Origin of the sequence: Novipirellula herctigrandis (assembly GCA_007859835.1) — a bacterium.
Lineage (GTDB): Bacteria > Planctomycetota > Planctomycetia > Pirellulales > Pirellulaceae > Novipirellula_A > Novipirellula_A herctigrandis.
This window is the reverse complement of sequence record SJPJ01000001.1, coordinates 4490753-4514237: the sequence shown is the minus strand read 5'-3', so window position 1 is coordinate 4514237 and position 23485 is coordinate 4490753. Positions and strand designations below refer to the sequence as shown.

The 23485-nt window shown below is 51.9% G+C and carries 12 protein-coding genes; 6 read left to right on the top strand and 6 right to left on the bottom strand.

Annotation, left to right across the window (positions count from 1 at the left end; translation table 11 throughout):
• Positions 1-60 precede the first annotated feature (60 nt).
• Positions 61-2295 (bottom strand): serine/threonine protein kinase, encoded by a 2235-nt coding sequence (locus CA13_RS16690; RefSeq protein WP_146398489.1) that lies wholly within the window; start codon positions 2293-2295, stop codon positions 61-63.
• Between the two features lie 978 nt (positions 2296-3273).
• Between CA13_RS16690 and CA13_RS16685 the strand changes: the two genes are divergently transcribed.
• The gene (locus CA13_RS16685; protein WP_146398487.1) at positions 3274-6153 is read left to right on the top strand and encodes a methyl-accepting chemotaxis protein; all 2880 of its coding nucleotides are present in this window, start codon (positions 3274-3276) and stop codon (positions 6151-6153) included.
• Positions 6154-6184: 31 nt separating this feature from the next.
• Here CA13_RS16685 and CA13_RS16680 read toward each other — a convergent pair whose 3' ends face one another.
• Complete coding sequence (locus CA13_RS16680; RefSeq protein ID WP_146398485.1) at positions 6185-8623, bottom strand: ATP-binding protein; 2439 nt, start codon at positions 8621-8623, stop codon at positions 6185-6187.
• Positions 8624-8848: 225 nt separating this feature from the next.
• Here CA13_RS16680 and CA13_RS16675 point away from each other — a divergent pair, with 225 nt between their 5' ends.
• The 3 genes from CA13_RS16675 to hisA all read left to right on the top strand — a co-directional run bounded on the left by CA13_RS16675 (position 8849) and on the right by hisA (position 11524).
• On the top strand, positions 8849-9688 hold the full coding sequence (locus CA13_RS16675; protein ID WP_146398483.1) for a purine-nucleoside phosphorylase: 840 nt from the start codon (positions 8849-8851) through the stop codon (positions 9686-9688).
• Between the two features lie 190 nt (positions 9689-9878).
• Entirely contained in the window at positions 9879-10727 is an 849-nt protein-coding gene (locus CA13_RS16670; protein ID WP_146398481.1) for a purine-nucleoside phosphorylase, read from the top strand.
• 68 nt (positions 10728-10795) lie between these two features.
• Positions 10796-11524, top strand: a complete 729-nt coding sequence (gene hisA / locus CA13_RS16665; protein WP_146398479.1) for a 1-(5-phosphoribosyl)-5-[(5-phosphoribosylamino)methylideneamino]imidazole-4-carboxamide isomerase — start codon at positions 10796-10798, stop codon at positions 11522-11524.
• A 133-nt stretch (positions 11525-11657) separates the two neighbouring features.
• On the opposite strand, the gene CA13_RS16660 is transcribed toward hisA, so the two are convergent.
• Entirely contained in the window at positions 11658-12803 is a 1146-nt protein-coding gene (locus CA13_RS16660; RefSeq protein WP_146398477.1) for a helix-turn-helix domain-containing protein, read from the bottom strand.
• Between the two features lie 270 nt (positions 12804-13073).
• On the opposite strand from CA13_RS16660, the gene CA13_RS16655 reads away from it, so the two are divergent.
• On the top strand, positions 13074-16619 hold the full coding sequence (locus CA13_RS16655; protein WP_146398475.1) for a hypothetical protein: 3546 nt from the start codon (positions 13074-13076) through the stop codon (positions 16617-16619).
• Between the two features lie 123 nt (positions 16620-16742).
• Here CA13_RS16655 and CA13_RS16650 read toward each other — a convergent pair whose 3' ends face one another.
• The 3 genes from CA13_RS16650 to CA13_RS16640 form a co-directional block, all read right to left on the bottom strand.
• Entirely contained in the window at positions 16743-17516 is a 774-nt protein-coding gene (locus CA13_RS16650) for a response regulator (protein ID WP_419194461.1), read from the bottom strand.
• A gap of 402 nt (positions 17517-17918) precedes the next feature.
• On the bottom strand, positions 17919-21014 hold the full coding sequence (locus CA13_RS16645) for an error-prone DNA polymerase (RefSeq protein WP_146398471.1): 3096 nt from the start codon (positions 21012-21014) through the stop codon (positions 17919-17921).
• Positions 21015-21050: 36 nt separating this feature from the next.
• The gene (locus CA13_RS16640) at positions 21051-21809 is read right to left on the bottom strand and encodes a hypothetical protein (protein ID WP_146398469.1); all 759 of its coding nucleotides are present in this window, start codon (positions 21807-21809) and stop codon (positions 21051-21053) included.
• Between the two features lie 531 nt (positions 21810-22340).
• Between CA13_RS16640 and CA13_RS16635 the strand changes: the two genes are divergently transcribed.
• The gene (locus CA13_RS16635; RefSeq protein ID WP_419194460.1) at positions 22341-23450 is read left to right on the top strand and encodes a DUF937 domain-containing protein; all 1110 of its coding nucleotides are present in this window, start codon (positions 22341-22343) and stop codon (positions 23448-23450) included.
• The last annotated feature ends 35 nt before the right edge of the window (positions 23451-23485 follow it).

Sequence of the window (23485 nt, the reverse complement as noted above, 5' to 3'; positions counted from 1 at the left end):
TTCACTGCTGGGCCGATTGCCTTGTCCACCGGACCGCAAGGAAACAAAGGGCAGGAGGCATCATTGATCATCTTGCGCCGTAATGTCCGTCGTTTGATCCAAGGTCGCTTCCACAACCACGGATGACTTCTGCGTCAACGTGTTATTGGCATCCGCTTGAGAACCGCGTTCGTGTCGGCCCCACCAACGGTCACCATCGGCGATTGACCATTGCCCGGCTGCCGTGCAGGCGGAAAGCAAAAGTGACAAATCCCTCGCAGTTTGCGGCCGCTTCGCTCGTGATTTTTCTAAACAACTCATCAGAGCGTCCTCAAGCTGATTTGATACTTTGATATTGCCTCGCTTCGACGCAGGAACAGGCGACTCATCAATGTGCTTTTGACACAGATCAACAAGGTTCGAAGCCTCGAAGACCGGATGACCTGTCAGCAAGAAATAGCCAACCGCACCAACCGCGTAGATATCTGATCGTGCATCGACCGACAGAGGGGCTTGGATTGATTCAGGCGACATATAGAGCGGCGTTCCCGTTAGCGACCCCTCGGCAATATGGCGAGCGTCCTCAGATTGTTCAATCGCTTTGACTAAACCAAAGTCGAGTACTTTCACGACGTCCGGTTCACAACCACGGCGATTCAACATCACGTTCGCAGGCTTGATATCGCGATGAACCAACCCTTGTGAGTGAGCTTCGTAGAGCGAACCGCACATCTGCAACAAAACATGAATCACCCTGGCTTCGGATTGTGGGCCGTAGGTGTTCACAAGATCCTGTAAATCAATGCCATCGAGATACTCCATCGCGTAATAAAAGACACCTTCGGGAGTACGCCCGTAATCATAGATCGCGATCGTGTTGGCATGATTGAGTTGACAAGTGATCTGTACCTCGCGTTCGAAGCGTGCGATGGATGTCTCGTTTACTTTTTCGGCATGCAACAGTTTGATTGCAGTTGGACGTCGTAGCATCGAATGATGTCCCTTGTAGACAACCCCCATGCCACCTTCACCAAGTTTCTCTTCAAGAGTGTATTGGCCGAGTTGCTGGGCTTCGATCACCGCCTCGCGCGATAGTCGTTGCAAGCGAGCGACAATCAACGTAAACACAAAGATTGCGATGGCGCTGAGAATCAGCAAACTATAGATAAAAAGGAATGTTCTTTGCAGAATAACCAAGGGGCGGAACGATTGTGCCGTGTCAACTTCAATTGCCACTCCGATTTTGTATTTCGGAAGCCAGCGCCAAGCTCCGATCACCGGAACACCACGATAATCACGATAGCCTTCAACATTGACGTTTTCGTTACCTGCGATGGCGTCAGAAGCCATGACCGTCAAAGGCAATTGCGATCGCCGTACATTAGGACGAAATCCTTTGGTCATATCATCGCCAGGATCGCGAATCATCAACTGAAGCATTGATCTAGAGCTGGGTTGATCAGGCAAGAGGCCAAGAAGAATGAGTGATTCATCGAAGCGGCTATTGCTGACCATTACCCCTTCGGAATTGAAGGCATACGTTTCGCCTGAATCGCCCACTTGCCCGAGCTGCAAAATCTGAGTGAACTCGCGTTCTGGTCGAACTTGTAGTGCCAATACAGCGATCACTTGAAATGACTGATCTCGCACCGGAGAGCAAGCGTACATCGTGGGCACTCCCATCCGCGATCGGCCATCCGCATCCTTCATCATCACGACACTCGAAAATGGTGGCGACACAAATGATTCGCCGTTGAGTGCCCGTTCGGTAAAAGACTCGTACTCCGGAACATCCTGTTCGCCAACGATTGCTGCGTGTGACGAAGCTACCACTCGGTTTGCTTTATCAACCAATAGAAAGCCGGCAAAGTCGTGAGCCGAGAGGGCAGGAGCGAGTTCGTCTGCGAGTTTTCGCTGAGCTTCAAGTTTTTGGACCTTCGTCCCCAACTCGGATGTTTCGTCTTTCTCAAGCAATGCGTAGACCGTGTTACGCACCGTTGCATCATTGGCCAAAGACTCCGCTGTCGATTCCTGCACCATAAACCATTTTTCAAGCATCTCTGTTTCAATGTTGACAAAACTCAGAAGTCCAGCATGTACATTGCCCTTGATCGTCGCTTCGATCGCATTTTGCACAAAATAGCCGATCGTCGACAGCATTATGACGGCAACAATTGGCCAGACCCAAAGCTGTTTCTTCAGGAACAATCCCGTGCGAGCAACCGTCTTTGCCACACTTCGCGACGCCCAGGTCATGTGAGCATTCGGGTGGTCGGTCTTGCGGCGAGACCGGCGAAACAAGTTGAGTGGGTTCATGATGGGCAGCTGATTTGAAGAGTGGTCTCTGAGTAACCCCCTATCATAATCAGTCGTCGCTGCAGTTCGAGACGCGAGTTCTAATTGGTCGAATTATATCGAAGATCCGATCCAATATTGCCTCCCTTAGTTTGGTTGATTGAGTTCGATTTCAAAGACGCTCATTTCTGTATGGGTGCACCGCTCTGCATGGGTGCACCGCGGAAAAACACAATAACCAGTTTCGGTCGCGCCGGTGCAGACTCATTATTGCAATGCCACCACATGCCAACCAAACGATGCTTGTTCCAAATTCCGGCCGCCGTCCTCAGCAAGTCCCCCCCCAGCCTGAACGGTAGTAGTCGGGTCATATAGTCGAGCAAGTCATTACGCAATCGCGCCTGGGGCAAGGGTGTTGCGGAGTCGCCGCTTGAGATCCAAGGCGTTGATTCGGTGTCAAAAAATGGCAGAGACGGTTGTGCCCTCGATCCGCGCTGAGTGGTTGAACATTTGATTTGTTAGAGCGTTGGACAACATCGCCTCCATTTTCAATCACTCCTTATAACATCAACCACCAATTTTGCATGATACCAAGCCAAGTTAACGCAACCCCCGATACAGAAACCACGCGTTGCCAATCTTACTTCCGTTTTGAAGCTTTCGTCTGCGGTATCCATTATATCGACACAACCTCAACCCCCGCTCGCCCGACGAAGGGGACAACGCCTGAGAAACCAATGGCATTGGTAACATCCTATCACGTGCGAATTTGGGGGACGGCCGATGCTCCCGGACACCCTCTTCTTCGAGCACATGAAATCGTTTGGCAACCCAAAAACGATGTGCGGTTTTGTCGCAGCCTACCGACGAATCCAATGCAAATGAGTGGCCTATGCTTCCAATAAGCGGACGCTCAATCTAGGCATAAGACCTTCGATTGAGCGTCGTGATTGACAAAACGAACACACTTTTTTGATTTCAACTTGGGGCACTGTTGCGATGAAGATATCGACGAAACTGGTTTTGATGTTTGTAGGATGCGGACTCATACCGATTACGCTAGTCGGATATTTAAGCTACCGCGTTGCTGTGAAGGGGATGGAAAACGTTAAGGAGACTGCTGCAGAGGGATTCAGTGAACGGGCACAATCACAGCTAGTTGCTCTTCGAGATTTAAAGAAGCAGCTTATGGAAAACTATTGTGACGATCGACAAAGGGATATGGATTCATTAGTCGACACGGTCGTCACCATGCAAGCAGCAGCGGAACAGAAAATGAAAGACGTTCAGGACTCAGCAAAGAAGGAGGTGGAAGCAGAATTCAAGCAAGTAAAACTGGATATGGATATGCTCGCATCTAGCTCTGACCTGTATGAACTGTTTGACAAGTTGAAAGAGTATCACGATGAAATGGAGACCGGAGCAGACGAATCTTACGACACTTCAACGCTCCAATATCAAGAGCTTAGCGAAAGCTATGGAGCCTTACTTTCAAAGTATGTTTCCGCTCGCGGCTATGGTGATGCGTACGTCATTTGCATATCTCATGGCCACGTCATGTATAGCGTCAAAGGTAACGCGGACTGCGGAACAAATCTGGCAGAGGGAAAATTCAAACAAGAGGGGCTTGCGAATCTTTGGCAAAAGGTCAGAGACACCAAAGAGACAGCTTTCACCGATTTTGCTCCCTACACCCCTTGCGACGGACGGTACGTTGGTTTCGTTGGCAGCCCAATTCTCAATGATTCCGGAGAAGAAATCGGCATGGTGGCGCTGCAAATTGACGCAGATCGTCTCAACAAAATCGCACAGCGCCGTGAGGGCTTAGGGAAAACGGGCGAAACCTATTTAATCGGAAAAACAGCTACCGGAAGCAGTTACCGTAGCGACCGAGTCATCAAATCAGGCCGAATCGGCGACGAAAAATCCGACAAATACATCGAACTAGCTTTATCCGGTAATCGTGGCACGCTTCAGAAGACAGGCAGTACCGGAAACCTTGAACTGGTCTGCTACTCGCCGCTTGAAATCCCAAACAACAACTGGTGCATCATCACCACGATTTCGCTGCTTGAAGTCATCAATCAGGAGGAGGCAGGCAAATCCGATTGGTTCGCAAACTTCAATGAAACATACGGCTACTATGACTTGCTCTTACTGTCTCCGGAGGGGCATTGCATCTACACCGTTTGCCGTGAATCCGATTACGATACCAACATGCTCACTGGCCCATACAAGGACTCCAATTTTGGTCAGCTTGTGCGAGACATCATTCAAACGAAAGCGTTTAGCTTTTCTGATTTTGAACCTTACGAGCCGAGCAACTTTGACCCCGCCGCGTTTATTGGCGCCCCAATCATGAAAGATGGCGAGCTGAGCTTGATTGCTGCCCTGCAATTAACTCAAGAGCCGATCAATGAGATCATGTGTGCCAGGACCGGGATGGGCGAAACGGGTTGTACATACCTTGTTGGCCTTAACCGAGACACAGGGAAGACAACATTCCGAAGCGACTTGACGGCCATGGATCCAAAGTACACGCTTGGATCGGAGATTGCAACGGATTACATCGCCGAAGCATTTCAGACGCCTGATGCTATTGGGCAAGGTGTGTGGAAAGACTCGCACGGCAACGACGTCGTTGCTGCCTACTGTCGGTTTAAGTTCTTCGACAAGGACTGGGGATTATTCGGAAAGCAAAATGGCAGTGAGGCGTTTGCGGCAGTCAACGAAATCACCGAAATCGGCAACAAAGCTTCAAACTCGATGCTCGCGTGGACAGGGGGCATCTCAATCTTCGTGACATTTGTTGTCATAGGCATCGGGATTGTCGCATCAATCATGATCGTCCGACCACTCAAGAATGCCGTTTCAATGCTGAAAGACATCGCGGAAGGCGAAGGCGACCTGACACGAAAACTGGACGATTCGAAAAAAGACGAACTTGGCGAACTTGCTTATTGGTTCAACGAATTTGTTGGAAAACTGCGTGTCATGATTGAAAGTCTCGCCGGAAATTCGAAGAGTCTTGGCAAAGCATCAAGCATGCTTGCATCGACTGCAAACGAATTGACCGGGGGTGCAAAGGAAGCAACCGCTCAAACCACAACCGTTGTAACTGCCACAGAGCAAATGAGCCTTAACATGAACTCGATGGCAGTCGCTTCGGAGCAAATGACGGGCAATGTCCGATCCGTTGCCTCCGCAGCAGAAGAATTAGCAAATTGCGTTACTGAGATTGCAAACGCAGCGGAACATGCATCGTCGGTCGCAGGCAATGCGGCGGAACTCACTCAATCCAGCAACGACACCATCTCGGTGCTGGGTGACTCGGCCAACGAAATTGGGCAAGTAATTGAAGTGATTCAAGACATCGCATGCCAGACAAACCTGCTTGCATTGAATGCAACGATCGAGGCGGCCCGAGCTGGAGCAGCCGGACACGGTTTCGCAGTTGTTGCCAGTGAAGTGAAAGAGCTTGCCCGCAAAACGGCTGACGCAACCGAGGAAATTCGCCCTTTGATTACGGGAATTCAAACTTCGTCGTCTGACGCTGTGGATGCAATCAACAAAGTCAGCGAAGTAATCGATGAGGTCAAGGAGGTTTCACGCACGATTGCGTCCGCGGTAGAAGAACAAACCATCACCACTCGCGAAATCGCTCAGAATATCACCGAGACATCCGAGGCTGCTGAAACCGTTGCAAGTGGCGTTGGAAAATTAGCAAACGCGGGAACTCAGATTAGCGAAAGCATTGCTGGCGTCGACAAATCCGTACGTCACACCTCTACTGGAGCCGTGCAAACACAAAACGCGGGTGATGAACTCCATCATCTTGCCGACGAGCTCAATGGACTTGTCCAACGATTTAAGACTTGATTCCGTAAACCCGCACGGCAGTCACGCAAGGTCAGAAAATCGGTGTCGCGATTCCAGTCGAATCCACTTGCCATGGCGTCCATAGAATAATGGGACCAGTGACTTTTAGATCGCTCTTTCGCGGAGCGATGACGGTGGTGTCGAGTTCCCATGTTTTGACATCGTACTTCTCGCCAAGAACAGCGATTTCACTTTGAAGCTCTTCATCCAACTGAGTCATCTCGACAGCCAGTGATCTCAAGGTTTCTTCGGCTCGCGCGATATCTCCGCGTTGCTGAACGGCTCGGCCCGCACCGCGTGCGGCCGTAGACACCTTCGAGACGTTCGTACGGCTGGCAAGTTTTCTGCCTAGGAATGCGCCGAGGATCGATGCACCAAACGAAACGACCGTCGACAATTTGGCTTGCTCGTACTGGTCTTCCTCAACCGCCACGCGAGCCTTGGCGGATTGAAGTTTTTTGTCGAGTGTCTTCATTTTCTTCGCGTATTTGTCTCTCAGTTTCTCGGTTTCTCGATCACGTTCCTCGCGTGCACCCTGTTCAAAGAAAATCCTTGCATCGCCTTCGTTGCATCCTCCCGGTGCATAGCTGCCAAGCAACGAACTCTTGTAGAGCGTGATTGCATGATGGCGATATAAGTAATCCTTGAACTGTTTTGCATACGTCTTAAACTTCGACGCGTTACGAAGTTCGTTGGGCAAATCGCTAAACGTGAAATCGTCATCGCAGTTTTCGGTCAATTCGGCATCGATGTGAAGCGGTTCACTCAATTCCCATATGTCATCTGGAATTCCTGCACCACATCGGGCCATTCGCTTGGCATCTTCCCATTTATCTAAATCCGCGGAACTTCGAACGAAGTGCAAAGTGCCTTCGGCATAGATCGCAGGGCGATAGACAAGACGGTTACCGTCGGCGGACATTGAGATTGCGGTTAAAAAACGTTCATCTATCCCGCTGGGGACGACCGGTCGGGATGACGCTGCTGGTTCATTCTTGACTGACTCGGATGCCGGTTTGGTGGAATGATCTTCAAGTCGCTTTTTCCGATCGGCCATCAACATTTTGATCTGATCGCGCGCAAGTGGTCCGGCTAAGAACGACAACGCCCATCGCGTTTGAAAAATACTCGGTCCGTCGTCGTGAACATTGTTCATCACAAAAACTCGGTTACCAAGCGACGCAAGCGTTTGTTCCATCGCCGCTCGATCAAACTTGGCTCCCGATTGAGAAGCGGCTCCTTCAAGTCCTTCGAGTACTCGCGCTTTATCGCGTTCGGTTTGCAGACGGCCTAAAAACCAGGTTCCGATGTTGGACAAACCTTTGTAATCCAAATCAACAGGATTCTGAGTCGCCAACATGATCCCAACACCGAATGCTCGGGCTTGTTTCAGCAGGGTCAACATTGGCGGCTTCGAAGGCGGATTTGACACGGGCGGGAAATAGCCCGCGACTTCATCCATGTAGAACATCGCTCGTAGCGAACTCGTTCCACTTTGGGTTCTTACCCACGCCAATAGCTCATTGAGCAAAATCGTAACGAAGAACATTCGCTCCGAATCGCTCAGATGGGCAATCGATAGGATCGTTAGCCGTGGCTTTCCCTCGCTGGTGTAAAGCAGATTCTTGATCGACAATGGCTCACCATCAAGCCATGTTGAAAAAGCGGGCGAGGCGAGCAGATTATTCAACTGCATCGCCAACTTCGCGCGATCGTTTGGCGGCATGAACGAATCCAAGTCCAACACGCCCACTCGTTCGATTGGCGGGGATTGAATCATTCCAATCAAGTCGCCGATGTTGACGTTCTTTCCTTCACGCCAACACGTGGCGAGAATCGAAGAGATTAGAATGTGCTCACGTGAAAGCAGCGGATCGGCATTGATCCCCATCAACGTTAGCAATCCTGACGCCGAGCCGGTGATCCGTTCCCGCATCGCGTCGGAATCATCGAGCAATGCCGCGGGAGGCGCATCGAAACTTTTTAGCACTGTCATCGGAATACCGGCGTTGCTGCCGGGCGTATAGATCGCGACGTCAACGCTCTCTTTAAACTTGGCGATTCGCGATGGCGATTGTCCCCAAGACTCAATTCCTTTCCGCCAAAGCTTCGCTTTCTCAGCCGCCAAACCGTCGGTCGTAACCCCTTTGCGAGTTGCTTCACCAGCATCGACCCAGGGCTGGAAATCTTCGGGACGCAGCTCGGGAAACGTCAACATCAAGTTGGCGAGATCCCCTTTGGGATCAACGCAGATCGCGGGAATCCCGTCGATTGCGGCTTCTTCGAGCAGTGACAAACAGAGCCCCGTTTTACCGCTACCAGTCATCCCAACGCACATCGCGTGCGTGCAAAGATCCTTCGCATCGTACAGCAGCAAGTCGTCTTGGAGTGCCCCTTTCGCCAAATCGTAATGGCGGCCCAAATAGAACGAAGCGAGCTTTTCAAAAACATCAGGCGAAGGGACAGACATAATCGAGCGGAGTCCTTGAACGGGAAAAGCGGTTGTCGAGTGGAGTCGCAATGAGAACGGCGTGGTGACGAATTAACTCGAATCCGTTTTGTATCTTAACCGATTCCGCCTCGTATGCGGACACACTCTCCAAGAGTCGTTATCATACCGAAGTGTGGGTGCGGCTTAACAGCGCACTAAGACATTCATGAAACAACGAATTGAAACATAACTTGCAGGGTATCAATGTTAGACTTGTTTGACAAAATCGAAGACGCTTCTAAAAAAATCAAAAATGAGTTTGCATCGGTACCAAAAGTCGGTATCATTCTTGGCACTGGTTTGGGAGGCTTAGCCGAACAGATCGAAGTCGAAGCAACCATCGATTACGGTGACATTCCTCACTTCCCAACTTCGACAGCAACAAGTCATAAAGGACGATTGGTTTGCGGGCAACTCGCTGGCGTTCCAGTTGTGGCCATGGAAGGCCGCTTTCATCAATACGAAGGCTACCCGTTAAAACAGATCACACTTCCTGTGCGGGTTTTCAAAGCGCTCGGCGCAGAGCTTCTCGTTGTCAGCAATGCCTGTGGCGGATTGAATCCCTACTTCTCCTCCGGTGACATCATGGTCATCGAAGATCAAATCAATTTGATGGGTGACAATCCCCTTGTCGGCATCAATGACGACCGTTTGGGACCGCGTTTTCCCGATATGTGCGCCCCGTACGATCCCTTTTGGATCGATCGTACGATCGAAATTGCGAGACAAGAAAGTATCGCAATTCACAAAGGAGTTTTCGTTGCCGTTACCGGACCAAACCTGGAAACGCGTGCCGAGTATCGCTTCCTAAGAACGATTGGCGCAGATGTTGTCGGAATGAGCACGGTACCGGAAACGATCGTCGCCGTGCATGCCGGCTTGAAGGTCGTCGGATTAAGTGTGATCACCGACATGTGTCTGGCCGATGCACTCAAGCCAGCCGATGTGGACGAGATCATTGCGACAGCCAATGAAGCCTCGCCTAAACTGATCACCCTTGTGCGCCGAATTGTCGCAGAATCAGGCCAAACTCGCATTGCCTGAACGAGACCTCGCATTGCCTGAGTGAGACTCGGCCAATGTCGATACTCAACGTAGCGTGCTGCGAAGTAACGCCATGTCAATTCATTCCATCCAATTTCACTTCAATCCTCACGCCGACGCTCGCGCAACGCCTACGTGATACCAACCTAAGCAATCGAAGATTGAGAATGCAAATCAGTGAGACAGCCGAGTGAGCAAGAAACCGACGACCACGGATGTGCAGCAACGATCGATTGACGAAGCTTGTGATTTCATTCACAGCCGATCGACCATGAAACCGTTGACCAGCATCATCCTCGGCAGTGGACTTGGTGGAGTAGCAGACAAGATCGAAAAGGCCGTCGCGATTCCTTTTAACAAGATTCCCGGGTTTGCGAGATCGACTGCCGGTGGTCACCGCGGGCAGCTGATTCTTGGCGAACTTGAAGACACACCGATTGTGGCGATGGCAGGTCGCTTTCACCGCTACGAAGGATGGACGATCGACCAAATCACGTTTCCGGTTTACGTGATGGCGTCGCTCGGCGCGGACCGATTGATCGCCAGTAATGCTGCGGGCGGAGTGAACCCGAAGCTTCGCGTCGGCGACATTGTGGTGATTCGTGATCACCTGAACTGGATCCATGGCCCCAGCCGGATACCGAAGGCACAAACCAGAAACTTACTGGGGCGCCGTGGCAATCTCTATGACCCTCCAATGGCCAAACTAGCCATACAAACATCACTTGCACGGAACTTCACGGCTTACCAGGGAACCTACTTGGCAACCCTTGGACCAACCTACGAGACGCGGGCAGAGTACCGGATGATGCGGCGAATTGGGGTTGATGTTGTGGGCATGAGCACCGTGCCGGAAGTGTTGGCTGCGTCAGCCATTGGAATGCGAACTTTGGGGCTTTCGATGGTCAGCAATGTTGCGCGTCCCGATGCCCCCATCGGAGAAGCGGGGGCGAATCACGAAGAAGTCCTCGCAGCGGGAAAAGCAGCTGAAACAAAGATGGAATCAATCGTCAGAGCCATCGTGAAAAATCGGGCATAAGTTGGTAAACTGGGTTCCAGCGGCAACTTTGGCCGCCCGTTTGAATGTGGAACATTGAGGAGAATGCATTGGAAATCTGGCCCGCGATTGATCTTCGTCATGGAAAACCTGTTCGGCTTCGCCAGGGTGACTATGATCGCCAAACAGTTTTTGGTGACGATCCAGTCGAGTTCGCGATTCGCTGGCGCGATGCAGGAGCAAAACGACTGCACCTTGTCGACCTTGACGCCGCCCGTGGCGATGACCCTGAACGAAATCGCGACGCGGTAAAAAAAATCGTGGAAGCAACGGGGCTTCAGTGTGAACTTGGTGGCGGCGTTCGAGACGAACAAGCGATCGAAGCACTACTGGCCCTCGGACTCAGTCGATTGGTTGTCGGTTCGGCTGCCCTGAAGGAACCTGATTGGTTTGCCTCGATGTGCGAGAAGTATCCTGGGCAACTAGCAGCCGGCATCGACGCCCGTGACGGAATGGTAGCGACCGATGGTTGGTTGGAAACCAGCAGCACTCCCGCAGTTGAATTGGCCAAAGATCTTCGCAACCGAACCGACAAAATTGCTGCGATTATCTACACCGACATTGCACGCGACGGCATGATGCGAGGCCCGAACTTTGAAGGTCTCGCCCAGATGGCCGCCGCGACCGATATCCCGCTTGTTGCCAGCGGCGGGGTAACGACGTTGGACGACGTTCGTAAATTGGTCAAAGTGGAAATGCCTGCGGCTATCGTCGGACGATCGATCTACGATGGCGCCATGCAGCTTGAAGAAGTACTCGATGTTGCTGGCGACCGTTAGACCACGGGCGAGCACAACCGAGTTGAGCATTAAAAAAACGGTGGCTGTTAGCCACCGTTTGACACAGACGACGAATTTCACAACGGCAGCCAGTCGCCATCGCAACGAAATTGGCGTTTTCAATACGGCTTGCCTACCGTTTCGACAATCGCCTAGCCAAGGCTTTCTCTGACAGCGGCATGATCTCAGCGGCACCGCCAGGATTGAAGATCAAGTCATCGCGGCTAGGGGTCGCATCGGTGTTTTCGTACTGAACTAAGTAAGCACCGACCTGCATCCCACCATGCTCGTAAACGGGTGGCCAAAACTCTTCACCCCGAATTGCCAAAGTCTTCGCCAAAAGTCGAGTCGCGCGACCTGAAAATCCGCTGAGCACCATGTCGAGTCGGCCAAGAGCTTCACGGTAAATGTAGAATACAAGCGCTGCGTCATTCCCCTTACCACCGGCGTACGCCCAAGTGCCGTCGTCTTTTTCGTAATAGAAACCTGGCTCGGGTGCATCCTCGTTCTTGCTCAATCGCATTCCCGCCGACGCGGCCCCCGGTTTCGGATCATTCTCGCGGTAACGCAAAAAGAACGGGCAAGATCGGGCCGAAACATCATCGACATCGTCTTCGGTCACAAAAGGAGTGCATCCGAATGCGTCGGAGAACAGCAATTCAACTACGGGATTGCTTTTCACGCTGCCAATACAAACCATGCCTCGATCGTTTTGGGCTTCGACGAAACCTTCGAATACTTCCGAAGCTCGTGAACGAGCATCTTCGAGGGAGACTTGCCCGGGACTCCACACAAGCGTTTGCTGCAAGCGGTCTGGCATTGGCAATTCAATTGCCTTTCCATCCTCACCTTCGGATCGCGTCTTGTGCTTGGCAGCTCCACCGAGGGTGGAAACCCCATTGAGTAACTCACCAAAGAGTACCGAATCGCTGGCGACCACTGTCGCGTTCTCAGGCGAACTCTCCCCTTCGTTTTGGCGAACGCCAATCACAATTTCAATATCGCTTCGCCGAGCTAGCAATTCCCAAAAATTCTCAGCATTAACCGCAAAGAGAGCCCCAGGTAGTTGGTCCGCAGTCGCATAACCATGGTCGATCAAGTAGTCACAAAGCCGCGAAAGGGCATCCAATGGTATATACTTCGCTTCGTTTTTTAGAAGCGATGCGACCTGATGCCGGTCAAGACCAGTGTGTTCGACGATTGACTTAATCGTTCCCGGTCGCTTGCGTCGGTCAGGGGTGTGGCCTAGTAATTCCGCCAGTCGGAATGCATATCTCATATTTTGGATGTCGAAGAATATAGGAGTAAGTTTGAGTTGGACGTACAGAGAAATTGTAGCACGAAGTGAGCCAGCGGTTGGCAATCACCGCCCCAATACATTTCATGCTAAACTCCCTCTTTCGTTCCAAAAGAACCATACAAGATTAGAATTGTCCACGATTTGGCAGCCTTTGTCAGCTCCACTCGAATTGCAGGTTGACGTTTGTCGCTTATTCACGGGCGATTATAATAAAAGAAATCTTTTCTTGGATCTCGTTTTGCGAGTCACATGTCGGCATCTACCCCCACTTCGACCCGTCCTTTAACCGGAAAACCACCCGGACGGGGTGCCGCAAAAAGGTCGTTTGATGAAGTCGCTTCGCTGGTCGAATCGCGAATCCATGAAGCACAAAATGCACTTTGGTGGGCAGAATTGGTCCGCAATTCGCTGAAGGTCATTCTGGGGGTCGGCACAGCATTGTTGGCCTGGGTGATTTTTGACCAATGGATTTACTCTCCCGGGATTTTGTTTCGCCTCGTTTTTTGTGTGGCACTACTGGGGTGGATCAGTTGGATGCTGGTCAAGCGAATTTGGCCCGTTCTGACTGGCACGATCCGTCCCGAATATGCCGCCAGATCGATCGAGCGGGACAACCCCGAGATGCGTCAAGAACTAACCAGCTTCGTCACACTTCGCGACCAGCAAGACGATTCCGGTCTTCGAGGCAAAGTCATCCGATCAGTGGGGGCTCACGCCGCCGCGCGGCTTCGGAAAAATGACGCCTTGCCCGCCGAAGCAACCGGAACGATGGCTTGGTGGCTCGCATCGATCGCGATGCTAGCGGTTATCGGCGCGTATGGGTTTGCATCGCCAAAGAACAGTTTGCAGTCGGCTAGGCGGTTGCTCATGCCGACCGCGTCGATCGATCCGGCAAAACGAGTTGCCATCAAAGACGTGAAACCGGGGAATCAAATCGCGATCGCCGGCCGCACAATAGCGATCTCGGCCACCATCTCGGGCTTGCCAAACGACGAGCCGGCTTGGTGCCGATGGCAATTGCCGGATCGAGCCGTTGAAACTGAAATGCTTCGAGATCAAGAATCCGAACGTTACGTCGGAGAGATCATTTTAGACCACTCTACCGCTGGCGAGGTACCTTATTGGATCTTCGCCGGAGACGCGCAAGCGGGGCCGTTTACACTAAGAGTTCAAGACGTCCCCGTTGTTGCCATCGAGTCGGTGGCCTACCAACCACCGGACTACACAGGCTCAGAACCTCACACTAGTAGTAGTGCAGCGATCACAGCAATCGATGGCACTCGGGTGACCATCCGCGCGAAGGTCAACCGGCCGGTGCAAAACGCAACGATCCAATTCAACCCCAAACCTCTCGGCGATAGCGTTCGTGCAACCGCGGGCAAAATGGAAATGCAAATCGATGAATCTGGGACATTCGCTTCGGTGTCGTTTCCCGTTCGTCATGTGCGTCAACGGTCCGCTGCGGTTCAACTTGAAAGTTATCGCGTCGAAGTACAAGACGAGACGGGACAAACCAATCCGGAACCGATTGTCTATCCGATTCGTGTAATCGCCGACCTTGCGCCCGAGGTGACAATCGTGATGCCTCAGCAGTCGCCGAAGAATATCCCGATCGACTCGCAACAAATCATCGAAATTCATGCAGCCGACCCTGACTTTGGACTCCGTCGAATCGAAGTCGAAATCCGCCGCGGAATCGACGTTCTGCCTCGCATCACACTATGGGAAGAAACAAGCGGAGCCACTGGGAATCAAATCGCCGAATATCGCTTTCGACCACTCGAACATTTTTTGCGAGTCGGTGATTCAGTTCAAGTGATCGCAATCGCGACCGATAACCGACTTGACGATAACGATCCGCTTGTCGAAGCGAATGTCACAATGACCGATCCAGTGGAACTGAACATCACGATGAGTAGTGGTTCACCAAGCGAGGAACCCGAGTCAGGTGATGGGATTTCTGCACCCGATGAAAGCCCCGCCACTGACTCAACAGGGCAACAACAATCCGAAGGGGGCCAAGGAGGCTCATCGGGTGGAAGTGGTGAGCAATCAGGTGAAAAACAAGAGGGCGATTCGGAAGGCTCTGGGGGAAGTAGCAGCTCCGGTGGCGAAGGGGAATCACAAGAAAAACAACAAGACGGTTCAAAGAACGACTCGCAAGGTGGTGCCGAAAGCGACTCACCGTCCGGGGATCCAAAAAGCAACGGGAATGCGTCCGACTCTAATCAAAACCAGCAGAATCAACCGCAGACGGGAGACAACAATGCCAATGACGGCATGAACCCCTCTTCTCCGAATGGCTCACCCGATACGAACAACCAGGGTAGCGAGGCACAACCGCAACAGGGGCAATCGTCCGAACAAACCGGGACGGAGCCAAGTGACCCCACTCAAAACGGTGAGCCTCAACCCGACGGTGCGGAGGCAAGCGGTGCGGAGGCAAACGGTGCGGAGACAAACGGCGCTGAGACAAACGGTACTGAGACAAACGGTACAAATTCGAATGGAACAGAGTCGAAAGAAAGCCACCAGCAGCAGCGAGCGGGGACCCGCGAGGGCCAGCAAGGTACCTCACAACAAGGCCAATCGAGCAACCAGCAAGGAACACCGGAGTCCGAAAGCGGCCCGCCACAGCATGACGGTGAAGCATTTGAACGCATTCGTGATTACCTTGACAAAAAGAAGAACGAACAATCGGGACAAGGATCACAAGGCAAACAGACACCCCAGAACGATCCCCAAAACAAATCCGACCAAGCATCCGAGAACGATTCGCCCCAAGGTGACGATGAGCAAGACTCAGGGAATCAGCAGGACGACGAAAACCAACAATCTGCAAGTGGCAAACAGGGTGCCGAAGAAGGTACCAGCCAACCAGAGGGCTCTGGCAGCGATCAACCTACTGGCAGCGAACAGCAAGGCAGCGAACAGCAAGGTAGCGAACAGCAAGGTAGCGAACAGCAAGGCAGCGAACAGCAAGGCAGCGAACAGGGCGATTCAATAAACCAAACAGGCAGTGCCGAGAAACAGTCGAGCGACGGCAAGCAAGGAACGGACTCACAATCCACTGGCGATAAGCAATCCGGCCAAGAACAAACAGGTAATTCGGGTGAGCAAGGAAAGTCTGGAGAGCAGGGCCAGTCATCCGATCAGCAAGGCGACAGTTCAGCGCAACCGGCCAATGACGGATCGTCCGGCGAAGATCCCCAGAGGAATGACGCAAAGACAGGTAGCGATGCACAACCGAGCGAGTCGAAGCAACCGTCCATGCAAGATTCCTCATCCCAATCGCCTCCACCGAACGGTTCAAATCCGTCGTCACAAGCCTCAACCAATCCTTCATCTGCATCGCAAGGGTCTAGCGGCGATGCAACAGGAACGGACATCGGGGGCGATATTTCGGAGCCACCCACGACGCCCAATCCGGTTGACCTTGACTACGCAAAGAAGGCAACCGACATGGTTCTCGACTATCTCGAAGAAACCCGTGACTCACCGGACCAAAATTTGCTTGATGATTTGAATTGGAGCGAGAACGACTTGCAGCGCTTCGCAGACCGGTGGAAAAACGTGCGGCAAATTGATAACGTCGATTCAGAGCAGCAACGTGATTTGGCGGAATCGCTTGAAAGCCTCGGTATTCGCCCTCCAACCCAATCGACCACTCGCCGCCAGGAACAAGCCGATGCACTGCGAGGACTGAGGGACGCGGGAAATCGCACGCCACCACCCGCAGCCTATCGCGACGCGTTCGAATCCTTCCGTCGTGCCATCGGCCGCCAGAACCCATAAGAAAACACGGTCGCGGCCCTATGACGGTGCGCGGCCCATTGCCGCCTTCGCTAAGCGGACGCCTAGCCGGATGGCAAGGAAGCTGGCACGCAAGGAAGCAGAATCGGAAACCCTGATGTAACCTTAAGAAAAACAAGTCCGGGTGACTTCTTCGGCTAAATCATGAGCAAATTCATCTGGTTTGATCGGCTTGGAAAACCAATGATCGACACCTTGGTCGCCAGTCGGAACCAGTTGTTGCTCCGCTCCACTGACGGCGAACAGCTTGATCCCTTCGTAATCAGGGTTGCTGCGGATTGCGGAAACGGTTTTCGGCCCATCCATTCGTGGCATATGCATATCCAAGAGCACAATGTCGGGACGTTCGTGAGTTTCCAAGTACTCCATCGCCGCGACCCCGTCCTCGACCGCATCGACCTTGTAACCGCAAAGCTCCAAGAAACCAGCCATCAATTGACGCTCGTTGTCGTTGTCTTCGACGAGTAGCGCCCGGCAAGTCCCATCCACTTTGAGTTCTTGGCGAGTCGATACTGGCTCGGCGGCCAAACGGTCTAGTTCCGCCAGCGATTCAACTGCGCGGACAAGCGTTTGCTCGGCATCGCTAATCCGGCCAAGATCCAACTGACGCTGCAACAAATGCAAAGCCAAGTTTGCCGTGTTGAGCCGATTGCGAAGTTCATGCCGTGCATGGCCTTCTTTTTCAGCGGCCAGCTCCGCTTCCGCCTTTTCTTGTTCAATGTCCTCTGAATCAGGCAATTCACCGCGAAGAATGCGAATATCACGAGGAGCATCTACCCCAACTCGCACCGTTTTGCCATCGACACGAAGTATTTCGATCGTGATGTCAAGGTTGGGGAATCGTAGACTTTGATTTTTTTTTCGAGATAGGACGAGCATGGGAAGGTCTCCATTCTGAAGAGCTCTTAAGGAATATGCCCCTGTATTTTGAGCCCAGAGATGCCTGTTGACCCTCGCCATCGACCTCTATGACGAAGTCGTAGGAGATAGGCTAACGAGGCAAGCGTCCGACATCTTGTCGAACACGTCCACGAGACGCACAATTGATTCCGTTCGAGCAGCTTGCCCTCTAGGTTGGGAAGATATCGCAGATCGAAAGAAACACAAACACCAGTTTGGAAAGAAATCAGTAAAATGAAATGCTAGCAAAGGCCGTGAACTGGAAAAAAGGCAAGTGGACAATGTTGTGTGGGCAATGTTTTGCAGCAGCAGTTCGCCCACTTGCAATTGGTTTCCACTTGAATCCCTAGACATCAAAGATTCTGATCGTTTTCGAAGCCCTTAGCGAAAGTGCCTTGATCGTTGGTCGATCGAGCCAGCGTCATCATCAAGCTCGGCAATGCGTCCCACAATCACGTGAATGACGCCTTCACGGTTTTCGAGTTTGCCATCGACCAGCCACGCAGTTCTGGATTGGGCGATCGAATAAAATCGCTTCCAAACCGCAGGAAAGAAGACAAGATTCATCGATCCTGTTTCGTCTTCAATCGTAACAAATGTAATTCCTTTCGCCGTTCCAGGACGTTGCAATACGAGCACTAATCCGGCGACTCGCACATGACGACCATCACGTAGTGTCGGCAAGTCGCTGGCTCGAACACATCGCATGGTGTCTAGCTTATCACGAACAAACGATAGCGGGTGAGCCTTCAAACTCATTCCGGTCGTATGGTAATCCGCATGGACCTCCTCCTCCGACGTCATCACTTTTAACTCCTCAGGAATCCATTCTTCGTCCGTTTGCTGCTCCAACAACGGTCGCGACTGGGGCTTCTGCTCCTCCGCCAATGATTGCCAAATCGCAAGCCTTCGATCACCCGCAATATCATGTAGTGCATCTGCATCAGCAAGGGTCGCGACGGTCGACTTCTTGATTCCAGTGCGGCGAACTAATTCTGCAATGGTTTTAAATCGACCGTTTAGGACTCTTTCTTCAATGACGTGCTGAGTCGGTTTTTGACCAAGTCCGCGAATCAGGTGCAACCCCAAGCGAATTCGTGGCGTTCTGCCATTGGTTTGGTCTTCAAGCTTCGATTCCCAATCGCTACGGTTGACGCACAACGGCAATGCCTCGACGCCATGCTTTTTTGCATCAGCGACCAATTGGGCAGGGGCATAAAATCCCATGGGCTGACTGTTTAGAATTGCAACACAGAACGCAGCCGGATAATGCCGCTTCAAATAGCAAGACGCATACACCAGTAGCGCAAAGCTAGCCGCGTGGGATTCCGGAAAACCGTACTCTCCAAAACCGCGAATTTGGTTGAAGACATGTTCTGCAAATTCGTCCGTCAATCCGGTTTCACGCATGCCATCAAGCAATTTAATGCGAAACCGGTCGATTACCCCAGGCCGACGCCAAGCCGCCATCGCACGCCGCAATTGGTCTGCTTCGCCCGGCGTAAAACCAGCTGCAACGACTGCTAATCGCATCGCTTGTTCTTGAAAAATGGGAACGCCCAATGTTTTTTCGAGCACACCCCGAATCGCTTCATTCGGATAAACCGCGGATTCAGGATTTTCGCGAGCCTTCAAATAAGGATGAACCATGTTGCCTTGAATCGGCCCTGGACGAACGATCGCCACTTCGACCACTAGGTCGTAGTAGCACCTCGGTTTCAATCGCGGCAGCATGCTCATTTGTGCGCGACTTTCGATTTGAAAAACTCCCACCGTGTCGGCAGCACAAATCATGTCATAGGTTGCAGTATCATCAGGCGGAATCGTCGATAGCGATAAATTTTGCCCATAATGACGCGATACTAATTCGAAACATCGCCGAATTGCCGAGAGCATCCCAAGAGCCAGAACATCCACTTTCAAAATTCCAAGATCGTCAAGGTCATCCTTGTTCCACTGGATAACCGTTCGCGCATCCATCGCCGCATTCTCGATCGGACACAATTCACACAAGTCGCCTTGCGTCATCACCATCCCACCAACGTGCTGAGACAAATGCCGTGGAAAACCAACAAGCGTTTGCACAAGATATACAAAGCGTTTACCAATCTCGCTCTCGCTGTCGAAGCCCGCTTGAACGCATTTGTCAACGAAACTTGATTCCCGATCGTAGCCACGAGCATGCTTGGAAAGCGAATCGAGTTGGTCAGGCGACACGCCGAGAGCTTTGCCTACTTCGCGAATCGCACTACGGGTGCGATAGGTTGTCACTACCGCTGTCAAGCCGGCTCGATGACGCCCGTATTTCGCATAAAGATACTGGATTACTTCTTCGCGACGTTGGTGTTCAAAATCGACATCAATATCGGGAGCTTCGTTGCGTTCGCGACTAATAAAACGCTCAAACAGCAGATCGCTTTGACTGGGGTCGACACTGGTGATCCCCAAACAATAACAGACGGTTGAATTGGCTGCCGAACCACGACCTTGGCACAAAATATTGCATTCGCGTGCAAAGCGGACGAGATCCCAAACGGTCAAGAAGTAGGCCTCATAATCCAAATCTTCGATCAATCTCATTTCATGGCGAATCGATTCGATCATCTTTTCCGGGACTCCGCCGGGCCAACGCTGTTTAGCTCCTTCCCACGTCAATCGCTTCAAATGCTCTATCGGCGTTCTACCTTCGGGCGCCAATTCGATCGGGTATTCGTAACGTAGTTCATCGAGCGAAAACTTGCATTGATCAGCGATCTCGACCGTACGTGCAATTGCGTCGGGCGTATAACGAAACAGGTTGGCGATGTCCGCAAGAGAGCGAAGCCCGAATTGGCTGTTGGCTAACCGCTGCCCGTGAACCTGATCGATCGTCGTTCCGGTCCGAATCGCAGTGACACAGTCATGCATCAGCATCCGTTCGGCTGAGTGATAGTAGACGCCACCGGCAGCGACCAACGGCACATCGTTCTTTAGCGATAATTCGGCGAGTCGCTTCGCCTTTTCGCGGTCATCGACACCAAGGTGCATCTCTAACAAAAGGTAGGCACGATCTGCGAATGCATCGCGAAGCTTTTGACGCAAAAAACGCCCCGAACATCGTTCGGTCGGCACTGCCGCAGCGATCGTCCCTTTGCTATGCTCGGCAATGTCGTTCCAACTCAGGTCGCAATGCCCTTTTTCCGCCCGCATGCGACCAAGCGAGATCAAGCGGCAAATTTGTCCATAGGCAGCACGGTCTGTAGGCCAAAGGACCACCGGTGGCCCATCGGACGGTTCGATTTCGGCCCCCACGATGTACTGGATACCGGCTTCTTTCGCGGGAATATGACCACGCACGATTCCTGCGAAGGATGCCTTGTCGGTCAGCGCGATTCCACGATATCCAAGCTCCGCCGCTCGCTCGACGAGTTCATCGGGATGCGACGCCCCTTCTAAGAACGAGAAGTTGCTTTTGCAGTGAAGTTCGACGTACTGCATGGTTACAAACGATGCCTCGTTGTTTCGGTGAGCAGACTAAAGTAGATCAAGCTGAGAAAGCCAGACAAATCCCCATGAAGCGATGCTCAATCCGTTGATAAACGAAGCGGCGATCAACCGACGTCGCGAAGATGGAAACTTAAATGCACCGTGTGGAATCGTAAGAGTAAGGTAAAGAGAATAGATGTTGACCAGGGGCGGAAGCATCAAGAGTCCGATGATCGACGAGTAAAACACGCGCCGTGTTTCTTCTTCAATTCGCTCGCTCCGCTCCGAGGAAAAACGTTCTCTTGCCAATTTGGACAAGCCTTTGTCAGGAACCACCGCTGGCGGTGCATAGGGATTATCAGAGCTGCCCATAGGAGACGAGTTCGTCTGAGGAATCGTGAAACCGTTCGTGGCTTCTGACTCTCCGAAGCCTTGATTCTGGTTTTCTCGATCAAACTTCTCTGCAATTCTACCCTGGCTATCTTCATCGCTACGATGTTTATTGCAGCTCCAACAGACTTCAAACGCAGGTTCATTTTGCTCACCGCATCGTGAACAGATCCACGGACCCGCCGTAGACAGAAGCTGTTCGTCGTTTTGCAGAATCTCGATCGCTCGTAAACAATCCGATTCCGCCACTTCGACGCGAACGAGTCGGTTGGTCGCAGCACCACCAAACCCGAGAGCAGCAACCGGGTCGGTACCGGTAATCAGAGCCGATATCCCCTCGTTCGCTAAGCGAATGCGGATCGTTTCGGCCAGATATGCATCGGCACATTCGCGGACGACTACCCTCGATTGCTGCAATTTTTTCTCTCCGAACAAAAACAAATGCGACTACGTAACCATCCACTCCTCTAATTGTAGCCAAACCGGCCAATCGACGTAGTACGACGTGTCACGACAACGCCAGTGTTTTTTTCTGACTGGATTAGCAAAGGTGGGTCCACATAAACCCTCGTTGGAAAAGCAAAAATTGATCGCAACATGAACGACTAACTTCCCTAGAGATAAGGTCAGTCGCTCATAATCAATCGAGTGCGACACACTTGAATCCTTCACTTGACCCAAAGTACTTTTCGTAAGCAATCGCATTAAGATCATGTCGAAGTAATTTGGTTAGACTAATTGTCCAACTAGGATTTTATTCGCGGGTTTTTAGCGGTTTTGACATCGATCGATCATTGAACTACTCGACGTAGGCCTTTGCAAACCCCTATATTTGCATGTATTGGTCGTGCAGTGTGCGTGGCTCAAATGTTCGGGGGAAGCAAAGCGTTTTCACTTCGCATAGATGTGCAGACGACTGAGGTTTCATTTACAAGCTGGGAAGAAAACATGTCAATCGATTTGATGGAACTTTTGAAGAGTCAAGTTGTGGGACAACTCGCAGGGAAAATCGGCGGTTCGTTGGGTGAAAGCCCGCAAGCAACCAGCAAAGGACTGGAAGCCATTTTGCCAACCGTGCTCGGTGGACTGATGAAACAAGCATCCGCGCCAGGCGGCGCGGAAAAAATCAACGAAACACTCGATCAAGATGACTATGACGGTAGCTTGCTCGATAACATCGGTGACATGCTCGGTGGCGGTGGTGATGTCAGTGCGGTTAGCAAGTTAGGTTCCGGTTTGGTTGGCATGCTTTTTGGCGACAAAGTGGGTGGTGTCGTGGATATCATTGGGAAGCTTTCCGGCATGAGCGGAAAGAGCACGACATCGCTGCTCGGTTTAGCATTGCCGCTCATCATGAGTTTCCTTGGCAAACAAAAACGAACGATGGGACTCGATGCCGGTGGCATGCAAAATTTGTTGATGTCTCAGAAAGACAGCGTGGCCAAAGCGTTGCCGGCCGGTATTTCAGACACACTCGGACTTGGGTCGCTAGGACTCTCGGCCCCCTCCCCCTCACCTGCTCCGGCACCCACACATTCGGCACCCGAAAGTAGTGGTGGCGGATTGATGAAGATCCTACTCCCACTGGCAATTCTCGGTCTTCTTGGATGGCTCGGCCTTTCGATGTTCAAAGGTGGAGCAGAGAATGAAAATATCGAATTAGAAGATCTGGGGATTGAGGCGGGCGTCCCTGAAGTACCGGGCGTCCCTGAAGTACCGGGCCTCTCCGAAATATCGGGGATGGCGGATCTTGGTACCAACTTGACATCAAGTGTCGACCAATTGAGTGCGATTTTTGGGAAAGTCAACGATGCTGCATCCGCAGAAACCCAGCTTCCCGAACTAGAAAAGATTAACGAAAGTTTAGGGGCCTCTGCAAAAATGTACGAGCAGGCACCGGACGCTGTGAAGTCAACGGTTGGTGGTATGATTGGGAAACTGCTTCCAGGGCTTCAAGAAAAGATTGACCAAGTCCTGGCAATTCCAGGGGTCGGTACGATTTTGAAACCCATTGTGGATAGCATGATGGAGAAATTCGCAGTCTTTTCAGCCGCGTAATCAATATAGTGGTGATTCGACGACGACCATTAACG